This window comes from Enterobacter cloacae complex sp. ECL352 (assembly GCF_020149545.1).
GTDB lineage: Bacteria > Pseudomonadota > Gammaproteobacteria > Enterobacterales > Enterobacteriaceae > Enterobacter > Enterobacter asburiae_B.
Genome location: NZ_CP083709.1, coordinates 3,758,912 through 3,774,339, shown reverse-complemented (window position 1 = coordinate 3,774,339; position 15,428 = coordinate 3,758,912). Strand labels below are relative to the sequence as shown.

The 15,428-nt window shown below is 57.2% G+C and carries 17 protein-coding genes; 10 read left to right on the top strand and 7 right to left on the bottom strand.

The features are described 5' to 3' along the window. Positions 1 to 61 precede the first annotated feature (61 nt). From potF to nfsA, 4 genes are all read right to left on the bottom strand, one after another. A complete protein-coding gene (potF, locus tag LBF07_RS18305; protein WP_023335062.1) occupies positions 62 to 1,174 on the bottom strand; it encodes a spermidine/putrescine ABC transporter substrate-binding protein PotF in 1,113 nt (370 codons plus the stop codon). Positions 1,175 to 1,525: 351 nt separating this feature from the next. After that, complete coding sequence (locus LBF07_RS18300; protein ID WP_014169308.1) at positions 1,526 to 2,002, bottom strand: YbjN domain-containing protein; 477 nt, start codon at positions 2,000 to 2,002, stop codon at positions 1,526 to 1,528. A 188-nt stretch (positions 2,003 to 2,190) separates the two neighbouring features. Next, positions 2,191 to 3,093: a 30S ribosomal protein S6--L-glutamate ligase gene (gene rimK / locus LBF07_RS18295; protein WP_033145042.1), complete on the bottom strand. Its 903-nt coding sequence runs from the start codon at positions 3,091 to 3,093 to the stop codon at positions 2,191 to 2,193. 69 nt (positions 3,094 to 3,162) lie between these two features. Continuing rightward, positions 3,163 to 3,885, bottom strand: coding sequence for a nitroreductase NfsA (gene nfsA, locus LBF07_RS18290; protein WP_033145041.1), 723 nt, complete (start codon positions 3,883 to 3,885; stop codon positions 3,163 to 3,165). 184 nt (positions 3,886 to 4,069) lie between these two features. Between nfsA and LBF07_RS18285 the strand changes: the two genes are divergently transcribed. Further along, complete coding sequence (locus LBF07_RS18285) at positions 4,070 to 4,339, top strand: GrxA family glutaredoxin (RefSeq protein ID WP_006809455.1); 270 nt, start codon at positions 4,070 to 4,072, stop codon at positions 4,337 to 4,339. A gap of 30 nt (positions 4,340 to 4,369) precedes the next feature. Here LBF07_RS18285 and LBF07_RS18280 read toward each other — a convergent pair whose 3' ends face one another. After that, positions 4,370 to 4,744, bottom strand: a complete 375-nt coding sequence (locus LBF07_RS18280; protein WP_033145040.1) for an inner membrane protein YbjM — start codon at positions 4,742 to 4,744, stop codon at positions 4,370 to 4,372. A 273-nt stretch (positions 4,745 to 5,017) separates the two neighbouring features. Here LBF07_RS18280 and LBF07_RS18275 point away from each other — a divergent pair, with 273 nt between their 5' ends. The 5 genes from LBF07_RS18275 to LBF07_RS18255 all read left to right on the top strand — a co-directional run bounded on the left by LBF07_RS18275 (position 5,018) and on the right by LBF07_RS18255 (position 9,941). Continuing rightward, positions 5,018 to 6,703 (top strand): aspartate:alanine antiporter, encoded by a 1,686-nt coding sequence (locus LBF07_RS18275; RefSeq protein ID WP_029739442.1) that lies wholly within the window; start codon positions 5,018 to 5,020, stop codon positions 6,701 to 6,703. Between the two features lie 254 nt (positions 6,704 to 6,957). Beyond that, positions 6,958 to 7,278: a metalloregulator ArsR/SmtB family transcription factor gene (locus LBF07_RS18270; protein ID WP_087822251.1), complete on the top strand. Its 321-nt coding sequence runs from the start codon at positions 6,958 to 6,960 to the stop codon at positions 7,276 to 7,278. Between the two features lie 40 nt (positions 7,279 to 7,318). Continuing rightward, on the top strand, positions 7,319 to 8,608 hold the full coding sequence (locus LBF07_RS18265; protein WP_094934328.1) for an arsenic transporter: 1,290 nt from the start codon (positions 7,319 to 7,321) through the stop codon (positions 8,606 to 8,608). Between the two features lie 12 nt (positions 8,609 to 8,620). Beyond that, complete coding sequence (arsC, locus tag LBF07_RS18260; protein WP_094934329.1) at positions 8,621 to 9,052, top strand: glutaredoxin-dependent arsenate reductase; 432 nt, start codon at positions 8,621 to 8,623, stop codon at positions 9,050 to 9,052. Between the two features lie 118 nt (positions 9,053 to 9,170). Further along, on the top strand, positions 9,171 to 9,941 hold the full coding sequence (locus tag LBF07_RS18255; RefSeq protein WP_094934330.1) for an SDR family NAD(P)-dependent oxidoreductase: 771 nt from the start codon (positions 9,171 to 9,173) through the stop codon (positions 9,939 to 9,941). On the opposite strand, the gene LBF07_RS18250 is transcribed toward LBF07_RS18255, so the two are convergent. Beyond that, on the bottom strand, positions 9,938 to 10,489 hold the full coding sequence (locus tag LBF07_RS18250; protein WP_033145035.1) for a TetR/AcrR family transcriptional regulator: 552 nt from the start codon (positions 10,487 to 10,489) through the stop codon (positions 9,938 to 9,940). The genes LBF07_RS18255 and LBF07_RS18250 overlap by 4 nt on opposite strands. Positions 10,490 to 10,570: 81 nt before the next feature. Here LBF07_RS18250 and LBF07_RS18245 point away from each other — a divergent pair, with 81 nt between their 5' ends. Together LBF07_RS18245 and LBF07_RS18240 are read left to right on the top strand one after the other, a co-directional pair. Beyond that, a complete protein-coding gene (locus tag LBF07_RS18245) occupies positions 10,571 to 11,785 on the top strand; it encodes an MFS transporter (RefSeq protein ID WP_094934331.1) in 1,215 nt (404 codons plus the stop codon). Next, positions 11,775 to 12,587: a Cof-type HAD-IIB family hydrolase gene (locus LBF07_RS18240; RefSeq protein WP_094934332.1), complete on the top strand. Its 813-nt coding sequence runs from the start codon at positions 11,775 to 11,777 to the stop codon at positions 12,585 to 12,587. Before LBF07_RS18245 ends, LBF07_RS18240 begins: the two co-directional genes overlap by 11 nt. A 67-nt stretch (positions 12,588 to 12,654) precedes the next feature. On the opposite strand, the gene LBF07_RS18235 is transcribed toward LBF07_RS18240, so the two are convergent. Beyond that, entirely contained in the window at positions 12,655 to 13,887 is a 1,233-nt protein-coding gene (locus LBF07_RS18235) for an MFS transporter (protein WP_032661345.1), read from the bottom strand. Between the two features lie 168 nt (positions 13,888 to 14,055). On the opposite strand from LBF07_RS18235, the gene LBF07_RS18230 reads away from it, so the two are divergent. After that, entirely contained in the window at positions 14,056 to 14,784 is a 729-nt protein-coding gene (locus tag LBF07_RS18230; RefSeq protein ID WP_094934333.1) for a phosphatase PAP2 family protein, read from the top strand. A 7-nt stretch (positions 14,785 to 14,791) separates the two neighbouring features. Continuing rightward, a complete protein-coding gene (ybjG, locus tag LBF07_RS18225; RefSeq protein WP_087822247.1) occupies positions 14,792 to 15,400 on the top strand; it encodes an undecaprenyl-diphosphate phosphatase in 609 nt (202 codons plus the stop codon). Positions 15,401 to 15,428 lie beyond the last annotated feature (28 nt).

Genomic DNA, 15,428 nt, shown 5'->3' with positions numbered 1-15,428 from the left:
GCCTACGGGTTGTAGAGGCCCGGTAGGCGACAGCGCCACCGGGCAACAATACCCAACGCCGTTATTTACCGCTTTTCACCTTGGTCCACGCGCGGGTACGCACGCGGTCAATTTTTGGATCCTGAACTTTCAGGGTGAAGAGCTTGGCGAACACATCCGCCGGTGGATAGATAGCCGGGTTGTTACGGATTTCTTCGCTTACCAGCGGCACGGAGGCCTTATTACCGTTCGCGTAGTAAACGTGGTCGCTGATGTGGGCGATCACCTCAGGACGCATCAGGTAGTTGAGGAACTGATAGGCTTCGTCTTTGTTCTTCGCATCAGCTGGCATCGCGAAGACGTCGAAGAAGGCCAGCGCCCCCTCTTTCGGAATGAAGTAAGAGACGTTCACGCCGTTTTTCGCCTCTTTCGCGCGGTTAGCCGCCTGCCACACGTCCCCTGCCCAGCCGATCGCGACGCAGATGTCGCCGTTCGCCAGGTCATTGATGTACTGAGACGAGTGGAAGTAACGAATATTTGGACGCAGCTTCAGCAGCAGATCGGTCGCCGGGCCGGTGTAATCATCGGCTTTACTGCTGTTCGGGTCTTTGCCCAGGTAGTTCAGCACGGTGGCGAAAATCTCTTCCGGCGCATCGAGGAAGGAGACGCCGCAGCTTTTCAGCTTCTCAAGGTTTTCCGGCTTCAGCACCACGTCCCAGCTGTCCAGCTTGACGTCCGGGCCCAGCACCGCTTTGACTTTATCCACGTTGTAGCCGATACCGGTGGTCGCCCACAGGTAAGGCATGGCGTATTTGTTGTCCGGGTCATGCTTCGCCACCAGCTTCAGCACTTCCGGATCGAGGTTTTTCCAGTTCGGTAACTTGCTCTTGTCCAGCGGCTGGAAGACGCCTGCCGTCAGCTGGCGCTCGAGGAAGCTTGCGGAAGGCACCACGAGATCAAACCCGGTGCTGCCCGCCATCAGTTTTCCTTCCAGCACTTCGTTGGAATCGAAAACGTCGTAGACCACTTTAATGCCGGTCTCTTTTTCAAAATTCGCCACCGTGTCCGGCGCGATATAGTCAGACCAGTTGTAAACGTGCAGCGTTTTTTGTTCCGCAGCGAGCGTGCCGGCAGAGACGGCCATCAGAGCACCCGCAACCAGACCCGATAACCATTTTTTATTCAAGGCGATCATATCTTTATTCCTTCTGAAAGCTCGTTAACAAACGAACTAAAACTGTGCAATCTGAAGATATGCAATAATCATGCATAGTTTGTCGCTCTGCCCAAAATAAAAAGAAACCTCTTTACCCGGCAGCTTCCGCTCGCTTTTTTAAGCATCGCAAGAATAACTGTAGCCCGTGTCTCCGGCTATAGCCCAGACGAAAAAACGCCTTTTATCAATTTTTTATGCAGGTTATGTCTACGTGATAAGCCGAAACGGCCTTCAGGGAGGTGAAAAATTCTTTAAAGAAAGGTTAAAAGCAGCAGAAAAAATGGCCTTCTGCAGCCGCTATGGCAGCGACTGCGCAAAAGTCAGACAGGTTCAGTGAAGAAAATTGGGAGATGCATCATTATTCTCTGCATCATCTTCCGCGCTATACAGCAGATGGTGTGCATTGGCTTCCATCATGACCATGGAAATTTGCTCTTCGCTCAAGCGCATAAACCAGGAGAACTGCTTGAACGACAGCCCGGCACCGGAGAATAAAGACTGGCAAACGACCAGTTTTGGCAGATTATCATCCTGTATGTCGAGAAATGCTTTCACCGTCAAAGAACTGGCGTTGATCGCTGACAGGTCGGAGGCCAGCGCCAGCAGCGCGGAGGGCTTCACTTCGGCCAGCGCGGAGAAAAGGATCACGTCGTTAATGAGATCGATTTTGGCATCGAAAATGCCGTCGAAATTCTGCATATGAGGCAGATGCAGCGCCTGGCAGGAATCGCATTCGAAGAACGTAATTCCGGCATCATCAAGCCATTGACGTAACGTATCCAGTGTAGGTACGACCTGTAAATCCATCGCTGTGCAGCCTCTTAATTAAAAACTTCGCATATACCCGTCATACTTCAAGTTGCATGTGCGTTGGCTGCGCTCGTTCACCCCAGTCACTTACTAATGTAAGCTCCAGGGGATTCACTCCCTTGCCGCCTTCCTGCAACTCGAATTATTTAGGGTATAGATTACGCAAAAAGTGCGTTCAATACCATTTAACCGCCCGTTTTCAGACAGTAGCCTGGCGTGGCATGACGCTCGATCCATGCGATCATTTTACCCGCAATATCGACACCTGTGGTTTTTTCTACGCCTTCCAGCCCCGGCGAAGCGTTCACCTCCATGACCAGCGGCCCGCGCGTCGCCCGCAGAAGGTCTACGCCCGCCACGTCCAGCCCCAGGGTTTGCGCCGCTTTGACGGCAATTTCCCGTTCGCGATCGCTAATATCAGCTACCCGCGCCACGCCGCCGCGGTGAAGGTTAGAGCGGAAATCGCCCTCTTTCGCCTGGCGCTCAATGGCCGCCACCACTTCATTGCCGACCACGAAGCAGCGAATATCGCGCCCTTTCGCCTCTTCGATGTACTCCTGCACCAGAATGTGGGCATTGAGACCCCGAAAGGCATCAATCACGCTCTCCGCCGCCTGACGCGTTTCCGCCAGCACCACGCCAATGCCCTGCGTGCCTTCCACCAGCTTGATGACCAAAGGCGCACCGCCCACCATATCGATAAGATCGCTGGTGTCGTCCGGTGAATGGGCAATCCCCGTAACCGGAAGATCGATCCCCTGACGGGCGAGGAGCTGCAGCGAGCGCAGCTTGTCGCGGGCGCGTGAAATGGCGACGGATTCGTTAAGCGGATAGCTGCCCAGCATCTCGAACTGGCGCAGCGCGGCGGTGCCGTAATAGGTGATCTGGGAGCCGATGCGCGGGATCACCGCATCAAAGTGCGGCAGCTTGCGGCCTTTGTAGTGAATCGATGAGGCGGCCGGGTCAATGTTCATATAGCAGGACATCGGGTCGAGGATCTCAACCTGATGCCCGCGTTTCGCCGCCGCGTCTCGCAGGCGCTTACATGAATAGAGCGTTCCATCCCGGGACAATATGGCAATTTTCACCCTGCACCTCTCTGAAGACATGGAAAAAGCCTGCATATCATATACGCAGGCAGGCGCAGGCGGAATGGACTATCGCGTCGCCCAGCCCTGTTTGTGCAGGTAATCAAGAATAAACGGGCGGTTTTCTTTAATGATGGTGCGACGAATATGGTCAGTCCAGGTATCGCGACGGTTATTGCTGCCGCGCGTCAGGTAGTAGTTCGCCAGCTCTTCGTCATATTGATTCAGGACGTCCTGATCGACCGGCTGGTAGTGGTTTTCGTGCACCAGCATCGCGGCAGGAATGCGCGGCTTCAGATCCGGGTTATCCGCAGGCCAGCCGAGGCACAGGCCGAACAGCGGCAGGACGTGTTTTGGCAGCTTCAGCAGCTCGGTCACGCTTTCAATGTTATTACGCAGGCCGCCGATGTAGACGCCACCTAATCCCAGCGACTCCGCCGCCGTAAAGGCGTTTTGCGCCATCAGCGCGGTATCCACCACGCCCAGCAGCAGCTGTTCGGCCAGCCCCAGCTCGGCCTCAGGGCAGATCTGCAGGTGGCGGTTAAAGTCGGCGCAGAACACCCAGAACTCCGCGGCCTGGGCCACATGCTTCTGTCCGCCGGTCAGCGCGACCAGCTGTTCACGCATGGCCGGGTCGGTAATGCGGATAATCGAGCTGCACTGCAGAAAGCTGGAGCTGGAGGTCGCTCTGGCGCTGTTAATAATCGCTTCGCGCTGCGCCTCGGTAATCGGCTCGTCGGTGAAGTGGCGAATGGAACGGTGGGATGTGAGCAGGTCTATGGTTGGCGTCATCTTGTCTCTCTTTGTCTTGCTTAAACCGTATGGCAGCCAGTATAGGCAATGATTTGCGCGGTGTAATTGGCGAAACATAGCCTTACTGTATCAAAGCGACAGGCGAAACCTTCTTTAATGGCGGCAGGTTATCGGGCACTATATGTCCTATTCGCCGTCAGGCTTGTTTTTTGAGGAGAGAGAAATGTTTGCAGTAATTTTTGGTCGTCCAGGGTGCCCTTACTGTGTGCGCGCGAAAGAGCTGGCTGAGAAACTGACCGAAGAGCGCGATGACTTCAACTTCCGCTACGTGGACATCCACGCGGAAGGCATCACCAAAGCGGATCTCGAAAAAACCGTCGGCAAGCCGGTTGAAACCGTACCGCAGATCTTCCTCGATCAGAAACACATCGGCGGTTGCACTGACTTTGAAGCTTACGCCAAAGAGCATCTGGGCCTGTTTGCCGCCCAGTAATGCGAAGACGCCCTCACCCGGAGGGCGTTTTTATTTGTGGTGCCGTCGATGCTTAATCAGGCTGCACACAAACAAATAGCACAGCGCGCCGAGGGCGCACCAGAAGACGCCGCTCAGCAACCACGCCATCTCCTGCCAGAAACTTCGCGTTGACACATACAGCATGCGCATCAGCAGCAGACACAGCGGTGCCGCCAGCATTGCGCCAATAAGCGGCTTGACCACTTCTCCTTTACGGGAAAGAAAACTGGCTGCCGCTCCCGGCAGGGTAAAAAAGAGCAGCCCCAGCTCCGGGTGTCCGGCAGCCCTGAATGCCCCCTTCACATTAAAAGCGAGCGACATGCACACGACGGTAAACAGCAAAAAGCAGCTGATCACCCCCGCCCAGTTTCGTTTAATGTTCAAACTATCCTCCTGACTTATCTCTATCAAATACACCTTCGTCGGGTAGACGCCCAGTCAGATAAAGCAATGCGGCAATCCTTGCCAAAGTACGCACAGGGTGATGCGATAATAGGTAGCTGTCAGTAGCTAATACGATTAAACTATCGGCCAGCTAATGTTTTAGGGAATAAATTAGGTAACAGGGAGGGTTGAACGCGTTCCCTGGCTCAGAAAACAGTAGCCCAAATAGTCCTTTCATTCAACAACTTACTGGTAAACAAGAAGTTAGCCTCCGTGAATATAAACGTCGCAGACTTGTTAAATGGGAATTACATCCTGTTATTATTTGTGGTACTGGCGCTGGGCCTCTGCCTGGGTAAATTGCGCCTGGGTTCAGTTCAACTTGGTAATTCCATTGGCGTTTTAGTCGTCTCCTTATTATTAGGCCAGCAGCACTTCAGCATTAACACGGACGCGCTCAACTTAGGTTTTATGCTGTTTATTTTTTGTGTTGGCGTGGAAGCAGGACCGAACTTTTTTTCAATTTTCTTCCGCGACGGCAAAAATTATCTGATGCTGGCGCTGGTGATGGTCGGCAGCGCGCTGCTGATCGCCTTAGGGCTGGGTAAACTGTTTGGCTGGGATATCGGGTTAACGGCCGGTATGCTGGCAGGCTCCATGACCTCCACCCCCGTGCTCGTGGGTGCCGGTGATACCCTTCGCCATTCCGGCATGGCTGGCGCGCAGCTCTCTACCGCGCTCGACCACCTGAGCCTGGGCTATGCCCTGACCTATCTGATTGGTCTGGTGAGCCTGATCGTTGGCGCACGCTACCTGCCAAAACTGCAGCACCAGGATCTGCAGACCAGCGCCCAGCAAATCGCGCGCGAGCGCGGTCTCGATACCGATTCCAAACGTAAAGTCTATCTCCCGGTGATCCGCGCCTATCGCGTCGGGCCAGAGCTGGTGGCATGGGCTGATGGCAAAAACCTGCGCGAGCTGGGGATTTACCGCCAGACGGGCTGCTATATCGAACGTATCCGCCGTAACGGCATTCTGGCGAACCCGGACGGCGACGCGGTGCTGCAGATGGGCGACGACATCGCGCTGGTGGGTTATCCGGACGCCCACGCCCGTCTCGACCCGAGCTTCCGTAACGGCAAAGAGGTGTTCGACCGCGATCTGCTCGACATGCGTATCGTCACCGAAGAGATCGTGGTGAAAAACCATAACGCCGTGGGCCGCCGTCTGGCGCAGCTGAAGCTGACCGACCACGGCTGCTTCCTCAACCGCGTGATCCGCAGCCAGATTGAGATGCCTATCGACGATAACGTCGTGCTCAACAAAGGCGATGTTTTGCAGGTCAGCGGCGACGCGCGACGCGTGAAAACCGTTGCCGACCGCATCGGCTTTATCTCCATTCACAGCCAGGTCACCGACCTGCTGGCCTTCTGCGCCTTCTTTATTGTTGGCCTCATGATCGGGATGATCACCTTCCAGTTCAGCAACTTCAGTTTCGGCATCGGTAACGCCGCCGGGCTGCTGTTCGCCGGGATCATGCTGGGCTTCCTGCGAGCCAACCACCCGACCTTCGGCTACATTCCGCAGGGCGCGCTGAACATGGTGAAAGAGTTCGGTCTGATGGTGTTTATGGCGGGCGTCGGCTTAAGCGCGGGCAGCGGGATTGGCCACAGCCTGGGCGCCGTCGGCTGGCAGATGCTGGTTTCCGGACTTATCGTCAGCCTGGTGCCGGTGGTGATCTGCTTCCTGTTCGGCGCCTACGTGCTGCGCATGAACCGCGCCCTGCTGTTCGGGGCGATGATGGGCGCGCGTACCTGTGCGCCAGCCATGGAAATCATCAGCGACACCGCACGCAGCAACATCCCGGCGCTGGGTTATGCGGGCACGTACGCTATCGCTAACGTGCTGCTGACCCTGGCGGGTACGCTGATCGTTATCATCTGGCCCGGACTCGGATAACTCCTAAGTTTGCGCGCGGGGAAAATTATTTTCGTCACGCGCAGAACTTTTTTATCAGGGGGCAGTCATAACTATTGCCACTGCTTTTCTTTGATGTCCCCAATTTGTGGAGCCCATCAACCCCGCCGTTTTGGTTCAAGGTTGATGGGTTTTTTGTTGTCTGAAATTCCCGTACCTCTCATCTCCGCTTCTATCCTGCAATCAAAACATATATGATTAAACATATATAAACCATTCCACCTGCAGGATCGCCCATGCTCCACCCACTCCAGCTATTCAAAACCCTCTCCGACGAAACGCGGCTCGCCATCGTCATGCTGCTCCGCGAAGCGGGCGAGCTATGCGTCTGCGATCTCTGCTCCGCAACCACCGAGTCTCAGCCTAAGGTCTCCCGCCACATGGCGTTGCTGCGCGAGTCCGGGCTGGTTATCGACCGTCGCGAGGGGAAGTGGGTCTATTACCGTTTGTCTCCCAACATGCCTGCATGGGCGGCAACCGTTATCGACAACAGCTGGAACTGCCTGCGGGAAGAGACGCGCATGAAGCTGAAAAACCGACTCTCAGGCTCGTGCTAGGCAAAACACATTCACAAAAACAGATATAACGGGGTAGAAGATGTTTCTGGCAGGGGCTATTTTTCTGTTTACGCTGGTACTGGTCATCTGGCAGCCCAAAGGGCTCAGTATCGGCTGGAGCGCGACTATCGGCGCCGTACTGGCGCTGGCCAGCGGCGTGATTCACATTAACGATATTCCGGTCGTGTGGAATATCGTCTGGAACGCCACGGTAACGTTCATTGCCGTCATCATCATCAGCCTGCTGCTGGATGAGTCCGGCTTTTTCGAGTGGGCGGCGCTGCACGTCGCCCGCTGGGGGAACGGTCGCGGGCGATTGCTGTTTACGTATATCGTGCTGCTGGGCGCAGCCGTGGCGGCGCTGTTTGCCAATGACGGTGCGGCGCTGATCCTGACCCCTATCGTCATCGCCATGCTTCTGGCGCTGGGGTTCAGCAAGCAGGCCACGCTGGCGTTTGTGATGGCGGCGGGCTTCATCGCCGATACCGCCAGCCTGCCGCTGATTGTGTCTAACCTGGTCAACATCGTGTCGGCAGACTTTTTTAAGCTGGGGTTCAGAGAATACGCCTCGGTGATGGTCCCGGTAGATATCGCCGCGATTGCCGCAACGCTGGTGATGCTGCATCTGTTCTTTCGCAAGGAAATCCCCCCGGAATATGACCTGGCAAAACTCCGCGAGCCCGCGCGGGCCATTCACGACCTCCCGACGTTCAGAACGGGCTGGATCGTCCTGCTCCTTCTGCTCGTCGGTTTCTTTGTGCTTGAACCTCTCGGCATTCCGGTGAGCGCCATCGCGACCGTCGGCGCGCTGATTTTATTCGCTGTCGCAAAACGCGGACATGCGATAAACACCGGAAAAGTGCTGCGCGGCGCGCCGTGGCAGATCGTTATCTTTTCGCTGGGGATGTATCTGGTGGTGTATGGCCTGCGCAATGCCGGGCTGACGGACTCTCTCACAGGCGTACTGGATAGCCTGGCCGGACACGGGCTGTGGGCCACCACGCTGGGAACCGGGTTCATCACCGCGTTTCTGTCATCCATAATGAACAATATGCCCACCGTGCTGATTGGCGCGCTCTCCATCGAGGGCAGTACGGCGACAGGACTAATCAAGGAAGCGATGATTTACGCCAACGTGATTGGCTGCGATCTGGGGCCGAAAATCACGCCTATCGGCAGCCTCGCTACCCTGCTCTGGCTCCACGTGCTGGCGCAGAAAAACATGACGATCACCTGGGGCTACTATTTCCGGACGGGCATCGTTATGACGCTGCCGGTCCTGTTTGTGACGCTCGCCGCGCTGGCGCTACGTCTCTCCTTCACACTGTAATGAGCCACTGATATGAGCCACATCACCATTTATCACAACCCGGCCTGCGGAACCTCGCGCAACACGCTGGAGATGATCCGCAACAGCGGGACGGAGCCAGAGATTATCCTTTATCTGGAAACCCCGCCGTCGCGCGATAAGCTGACCACCCTGATTGCCGAGATGGGCATTTCAGTGCGGGATCTGCTGCGTAAAAACGTGGAGCCCTATGAACAGCTCGGCCTTGCCGACGATAAGTTCACCGACGACCAGCTTATTGATTTTATGCTGCAGCAGCCGATCCTGATTAACCGTCCGATCGTGGTGACGCCGCTGGGTACCCGCCTGTGCCGCCCGTCTGAAGTCGTCCTCGACATCCTGCCGGATGCGCAGAAAGGGGCGTTTACGAAAGAGGATGGCGAAGCCGTCGTGGACGCCAGCGGCAAAAAAATCTCGCCAAAGTAACCCGTTGATAATGGCGCAGTAAGGCCTTCCAGCCGCATACCCCACCCATCTGCCAGGTTGCATCAGCCGAAACCCGGCACATACTTCTGAGGGTTAATCCTGGTGAGGGTATGCAGCTATGGGCTTTAAGAACAAAACCGCCGTTATCTTCGGCGGAAGCGGCGCCATCGGCAGTTCAGTGGCGCACGCTCTGGCGCGTGAAGGGGCGGATGTGTACCTCGCCGCACGCGACCACGCCAGGCTGGAGCAGGTCGCCAGCCGTATTCGCGCCGCCGGAGGGTCTGCCAGCACGTTTATGTTCGATGCACTCGATGATTCCTCGCAGCTCCCGGACCTTGCCCGCATTGATATCGTCGTCAACGCCACGGGCTTTATGCACGATCAGGGCAAACGCCTTGAGGCGTTAACGCTTGATGAGTTCAGGCAGGGTTTTGATCCCTTCCTGGCTGCCTACTTTAACATTGCGAAAGCCGTGTCGCCCCGCATGGGCGGCGAGCATGGTGGAGTCATTATTACCGTCGTCGCGCCTGCCGCGAACATGACGATCGCGGGCCACCTCGGGCATATCGTCGGCTGCGCGGGAACGGAAGCCTTGACCCGGGCGCTGGCGGCGGAACTTGGGACAAAAAATATTCGCGTGCTGTGCGTGCGTTCGCACGCTATAGCAGACGCGGTGCAGGCGGGTTCGTATGTGGGAGCCATTTTCGCCGCCCGGGCGCAGGCGATGGGGATTACGGTTGAGCAGTTTCTCAGCGGTGCCGCGCAAAGCACCCTTACGCATCGCCTGCCGACGCTGGCACAGGTGGCAGACACGATTACGTTTCTGGCCTCAGATGCGGCAGGCGCTATGACGGGAACCACCGTCAATATGACCGCGGGCGCAACCTAGCGGCCGCCCTCGCCCGCAATTCTCCCCACCATCGCCCGGATCTCCTCCCGGGTTAACGGCGCCCGGTCGGTGACATAGTGCAGCGTCATCCCTTCGATAAACGCGTCCAGCGCGCGGGTGGTAACCGGGTCGAACCACTGCTCCAGCGTGGTCTGGCTCATCTTCATCCAGTCCTGCATCACCGTTTTGAGCGCCGCGCTGCGGTGCATAAAGGCGTAGAGCTGATACATCAGCGCCATGTTGTGCGGCGTGGTCACCTGCGAGCTGTGGATCAGCGTGGTGATAGATTCGCACGCCATTTCCGGCCCGGTGACGCCGGCGAAGAAATCCCGGTACTGCTGCGACATCTGTCGGGTAAACCACGTGAAGGCCTCCTCCAGCAGCGGCTCCATGCCGTCGAAATAGTAGGTCATCGACCCAAGCGGCACGCCCGCGCAGGTGGCGATTTTACGGTGCGTGACGGCGTGAATGCCGTGCTCGGCAATGGTATCGAGCGTTGCCTGCAGGATCTTCTCCCGGCGATGCGGATCGTTCGGTGGTCTGCTCATAAATTCCTCACGTGGTTTGTGTACAAATGTACACAAACTTGCTAGTGTTGTCGCTATTGTTGTACTTCTGGTGCTACCCCAATGACGAAGACCTCTCCCCGTAAAGCCCTACAGCGACGCCTGTGGGCGCTGTTTATGTTCTTCTTTATTCCCGGCCTGCTGATGGCCTCCTGGGCCACGCGCACCCCCGCCATTCGCGATATTTTGTCCGTTTCTACCGCCGAGATGGGCATCGTGCTGTTCGGCCTGTCGATAGGCTCCATGAGCGGCATCCTCTGCTCCGCGTGGCTGGTAAAGCGCTTTGGTACGCGAGCGGTGATTCGCACCACCATGTGCTTTGCCGTGTTCGGGATGGGCATATTAAGCGTGGCGCTGTGGTTTGCCTCGCCGGTGCTGTTCGCCCTGGGCCTGACGGTATTTGGCGGCAGCTTCGGTTCGGCGGAAGTTGCCATCAACGTGGAAGGGGCGGCGGTCGAACGTGAGATGAATAAAACCGTGCTGCCGATGATGCACGGTTTTTACAGCCTCGGCACGCTGGCCGGTGCGGGCGTGGGGATGGCGCTGACGGCCACCGGCGTAAGCGCGAATCTGCATATCCTGCTGGCGGCGCTGGTGTGCATCATTCCGGTCCTGACCGGCATCCGGGCCATCCCGGACGGCACCGGTAAAAACTCCGCTGACGAACAGCACTCGGCTGAAAAAGGGCTGCCCTTCTACCGCGACTTCCAGCTGATGCTGATCGGCGTGGTGGTGCTGGCGATGGCGTTCGCGGAAGGTTCCGCCAACGACTGGCTGCCGCTGCTGATGGTGGACGGTCACGGCTTTAGCCCGACCTCCGGCTCGCTGATTTACGCCGGGTTTACGCTGGGGATGACCGTCGGGCGCTTCACCGGCGGCTGGTTTATCGACCGCTACAGCCGCGTGGCGGTGGTGCGCGCCAGCGCCCTGCTCGGCGGCCTGGGTATCGCGATGATCATCTTTGTGGACGTGGACTGGATTGCGGGCGTTTCCGTGATCCTCTGGGGACTGGGGGCATCACTTGGCTTCCCGCTGACCATTTCCGCCGCCAGCGACACCGGCCCGGATGCCCCGACGCGCGTCAGCGTGGTGGCAACCACGGGCTATCTCGCCTTCCTGGTGGGGCCGCCGCTGCTCGGCTTCCTCGGCGAGCACTACGGGCTGCGCAGCGCCATGCTGGTGGTGTTAGGGTTGGTCATCATCGCGGCGCTGGTGGCGCGCGCGGTGGCAAAGCCGGAAACGAATCAAACGACACTGGAGAAGGGATATGAGCGTTAAACTGATCGCCGTCGACATGGATGGTACTTTTCTGAGCGATGCCAAGACCTATAATCGGCCGCGCTTTCTGGCGCAGTACGCCCGCATGAAGGCGCAAGGAATCCGCTTCGTGGTCGCCAGCGGCAACCAGTATTACCAGCTGATCTCCTTTTTCCCGGAGATTGCGCATGAGATTGCGTTCGTCGCCGAAAACGGCGGCTGGGTCGTGAGCGAAGGTGAAGATGTCTTTAACGGCGAACTGTCGAAAGCCCATTTCGAGACCGTCGCGAACGTGCTAAACGAGGTTCCGGGCATTGAGATCATCGCCTGCGGGAAAAGCAGCGCGTACACGCTGAAATGTTATGACGAGGGCTTTAAGGATATCGCGGCGAAGTATTACCACCGCCTCGAAATGGTCAGCGATTTCGATAACCTGAACGATATTTTCTTCAAGTTCGGGCTTAACGTCTCTGATGATGAAATTCCGCGAATTCAGGCGCTGCTGCATGAAAAGCTGAGCGACATCATGGTGCCCGTCACCACCGGTCACGGCAGTATCGACCTGATTATCCCCGGCGTGCATAAAGCTAACGGCCTGCGGATCCTGCAAAAGCGCTGGGGCATTGACGACAGCGAAGTGGTGGCCTTCGGCGACAGCGGCAACGACGTGGAGATGCTGCGCCAGTCCGGGTTCAGCTTTGCGATGGCGAATGCCAGACCGCACATCAAAGAGGCGGCGCGTTTTGAAGCGCCGCACAATAACGATGAAGGCGTTTTACACGTGATTGAGAAGGTATTGAACGGGGAGGCACCGTTTAATTGACCGCGTGCGGTCTGGTGCCCTCACCCCTCACCCTGGCCCTCTCCCCAAAGGGGAGAGGGAAAAAAGATTATGGTTGCAGGGCGTTCCCGACGCGTTTATCTTTCAGGAACACCACCATCAGGCCAACCCACAGCGCGCCGTTGGCGAGGTTAAACAGGCTGAACAGCCCGTTGCCGCCCATCGCGTAGGCATGCTTGCTCACTTCAATACCGACGGTAAAAATCAGCATCTGCAGCATTCCCATCGCCGCTGACACCGTGCCTTTACTCATCTCGCTGGCAAACAGCGTCAGGCGTACCAGCCCGGCGTTGGCCACGCCAATTCCGAAGGCATAGAGGCTGAGCCCCGCCGTCATCCACAGGTAGGCGTGGGATGACGCGACGGTCGCCACCGCAGCCAGAATCAGCCCTGCCGCAATCGGCCAGCCGCCCATGATAATCAGTGAACGCACGGTGCGGCGTGACGTCAGGCGTGCCAGCACCAGGTTCCCGATAATCAGCGCGCCAAAGATCGGCACCTGCAGCAGGCCATACTCGTAGCTGCTGAGCTTTTCACCGCTGATGATAATGACCGGCGACTGCGCGATCCACGCCAGCAGCGGCAGGCTAACGAACCCGGTCGCCAGCGCGCCCGCCACAAAGCGGCCGTTCTTCAGCACTTCTTTGTAATCCCGACCCAGCTCTTTCAGCGAGAGTTTCTCGCCGATGCGGGTGGCCGTTTCCGGCATCGCCCGGTGCAGGCCAAAGAACGCGAAGGCGGCGAGAAGCGCAAAGAGCACAAACATCCCTTCCCACGGCGCAACGTGCACCCACGCGGCACCCACCAGCGGCCCGAGTAAGGGGGCGATCAGCGCCACGTTCGCCATCAGCGCGGTAATTTTGATACACACCGCCTCTTCAAACGACTCCTGAATGGCGGCATACCCCACGGCGCCGATAAAGCACAGGCTCACCCCCTGCAGGAAACGCAGCAGGGTAAATTGTTCAATGTTTTGCGCCAGCAGCGTGGCGAGACAGGTGACGATAAACCACACCACGCCCGTCAGCATTACCGGACGACGGCCAATACGATCCGACAGCGGGCCTAACAGCCACTGTAAAAACATGCCGCCGGCCAGATAGGCGGTCATGGAGGTCGGCACCCACTCAATTCCCGCGTTGTACTGCGCCACAACGGCCAGCATACCGGGCTGGATCATATCGTTGCCGATATAGGTAGAGAATTCGTAGAGCACCAGACACAGAGGGAAAAGCAACGCCTGACGACCCAGACGTGAACCAGAAGAAGAACGGTTTAACATGCAATCTCTTTATAATGACAAAATCGCGACGAGTTTAATGAAATGCCGCAGCCCGAGATAGTGATTTATCGAGGATAAACAGAAATAAAGCACATATCGTCTTCGTTTAAGGTTTCCTTAAGTTGACACTTTTATGATAGCGCGATTACTCGTCAACGATCCCAAATTATGGCACTCACCTCCAGCCGTTCAGAATTGTCTAACTTACAGACAAATAAGACAAAACGACTTTACCGCTTGCCGACCCGCTTTTATGGTTATCAGCTTTTCGTACTGATTGCCCTTGCCGTGGTCTTTACGTGGCTATCGCGCAGTGAAGCGCTCGACAAATGGATCACCGGCTTTTGGTATGACGCGGCAACGCAGAGCTTTCCGCTGCAGAAGGACCACATGCTGGATCTGCTGAACCACCGCCTGGCGAAGTACATTGCCATCGGCTTAGGTGCCGTAGCGCTGTTTTACGGCGCCTACAAGCGCAACGCAAGGCTGGTGACGGCGGCGCTTCTGATGGGCGTTGGCGCGCTGGTGGTAGGCGTGCTGAAAAGCGTGAGCCATCACAGCTGCCCGTGGGATCTGGTGGAATATGGCGGTAAGGCTATGTCTTATCCCCTGTTCAGCGCCGTCCCTGCTGACAGCGGTCCGGGGCGCTGTTTTCCCGGCGGTCATGCATCCAGCGGCTTTATGGTGATGGGGCTGTTTTTTGCCTTCTGGCGCGAGCGTCCGCGTCTCGCCTGGTGCTTCGTCGCGCTGGGCGTGGTGTTAGGTCTGGCGATGGGCTACGGCCAGGTCATGCGCGGGGCGCATTTTTTCTCTCACAACCTGTGGGCCGGGTGGTGGGTCTGGTTTTCCCAGGTGGTGGTCTACGGACTTATTTCCATCCGGTTTGCTAAAGAGTGATAACGCTATGTTAGAGAATCTGAATTATCAGCTGTTTTATCTGATCAACGCCACGCCAGCCTCGCCTGAGTGGACGATCGATTTTGCCACCTTTCTGGCAAAAGATCTGATCAGTATCGTGCCTGCACTGGCTGCGATTCTCTGGCTGTGGGGTCCCCGCAGCCAGGTGAAGGCGCAGCGCCAGCTGGTGATTAAAGTCGCGATGGCGCTCGGGGTAAGCGTACTGCTGAGCTACATTCTGGGTCACGCCTTCCCGCACGATCGTCCTTTTGTCGATCGCGTCGGCTATACCTTCCTGCACCACGCGCCGGATGACTCGTTCCCGAGCGATCACGGAACGGTGATCTTTACCTTCGCGCTGGCTTTCCTGTTCTGGCATCGCCTGTGGTCCGGTGCGGTCCTGATGGTGGCAGCCCTGGCTATCGCCTGGTCTCGCGTTTACCTGGGCGTTCACTGGCCGCTGGATATGGTGGGCGGTTTCCTGGTGGGGCTGATTGGCTGCGTGAGCGCGGCTATCCTGTGGAGCCTCTTTGGCGAAGCGCTTTACCGCACGCTGTCTTCACTTTATCGCGCCATTTTCGCTATCCCGATCCGCAAAGGCTGGATACGTGACTAACCCCAACCTGACAGGTTACACTTGAACC

Coding starts and splice junctions, on each gene's coding strand:
- potF (WP_023335062.1), bottom strand. CDS start 1,174: ATGATCGCCTTGAATAAAAAATGGTTATCGGGTCTGGTTGCGGGTGCT.
- LBF07_RS18265 (WP_094934328.1), top strand. CDS start 7,319: ATGTTTCTGGCAGGGGCTATTTTTCTGTTTACGCTGGTACTGGTCATC.
- ybjG (WP_087822247.1), top strand. CDS start 14,792: ATGTTAGAGAATCTGAATTATCAGCTGTTTTATCTGATCAACGCCACG.
- LBF07_RS18255 (WP_094934330.1), top strand. CDS start 9,171: ATGGGCTTTAAGAACAAAACCGCCGTTATCTTCGGCGGAAGCGGCGCC.
- LBF07_RS18300 (WP_014169308.1), bottom strand. CDS start 2,002: ATGGATTTACAGGTCGTACCTACACTGGATACGTTACGTCAATGGCTT.
- LBF07_RS18230 (WP_094934333.1), top strand. CDS start 14,056: ATGGCACTCACCTCCAGCCGTTCAGAATTGTCTAACTTACAGACAAAT.
- LBF07_RS18250 (WP_033145035.1), bottom strand. CDS start 10,489: ATGAGCAGACCACCGAACGATCCGCATCGCCGGGAGAAGATCCTGCAG.
- arsC (WP_094934329.1), top strand. CDS start 8,621: ATGAGCCACATCACCATTTATCACAACCCGGCCTGCGGAACCTCGCGC.
- LBF07_RS18285 (WP_006809455.1), top strand. CDS start 4,070: ATGTTTGCAGTAATTTTTGGTCGTCCAGGGTGCCCTTACTGTGTGCGC.
- LBF07_RS18270 (WP_087822251.1), top strand. CDS start 6,958: ATGCTCCACCCACTCCAGCTATTCAAAACCCTCTCCGACGAAACGCGG.
- nfsA (WP_033145041.1), bottom strand. CDS start 3,885: ATGACGCCAACCATAGACCTGCTCACATCCCACCGTTCCATTCGCCAC.
- LBF07_RS18245 (WP_094934331.1), top strand. CDS start 10,571: ATGACGAAGACCTCTCCCCGTAAAGCCCTACAGCGACGCCTGTGGGCG.
- LBF07_RS18240 (WP_094934332.1), top strand. CDS start 11,775: ATGAGCGTTAAACTGATCGCCGTCGACATGGATGGTACTTTTCTGAGC.
- LBF07_RS18235 (WP_032661345.1), bottom strand. CDS start 13,887: ATGTTAAACCGTTCTTCTTCTGGTTCACGTCTGGGTCGTCAGGCGTTG.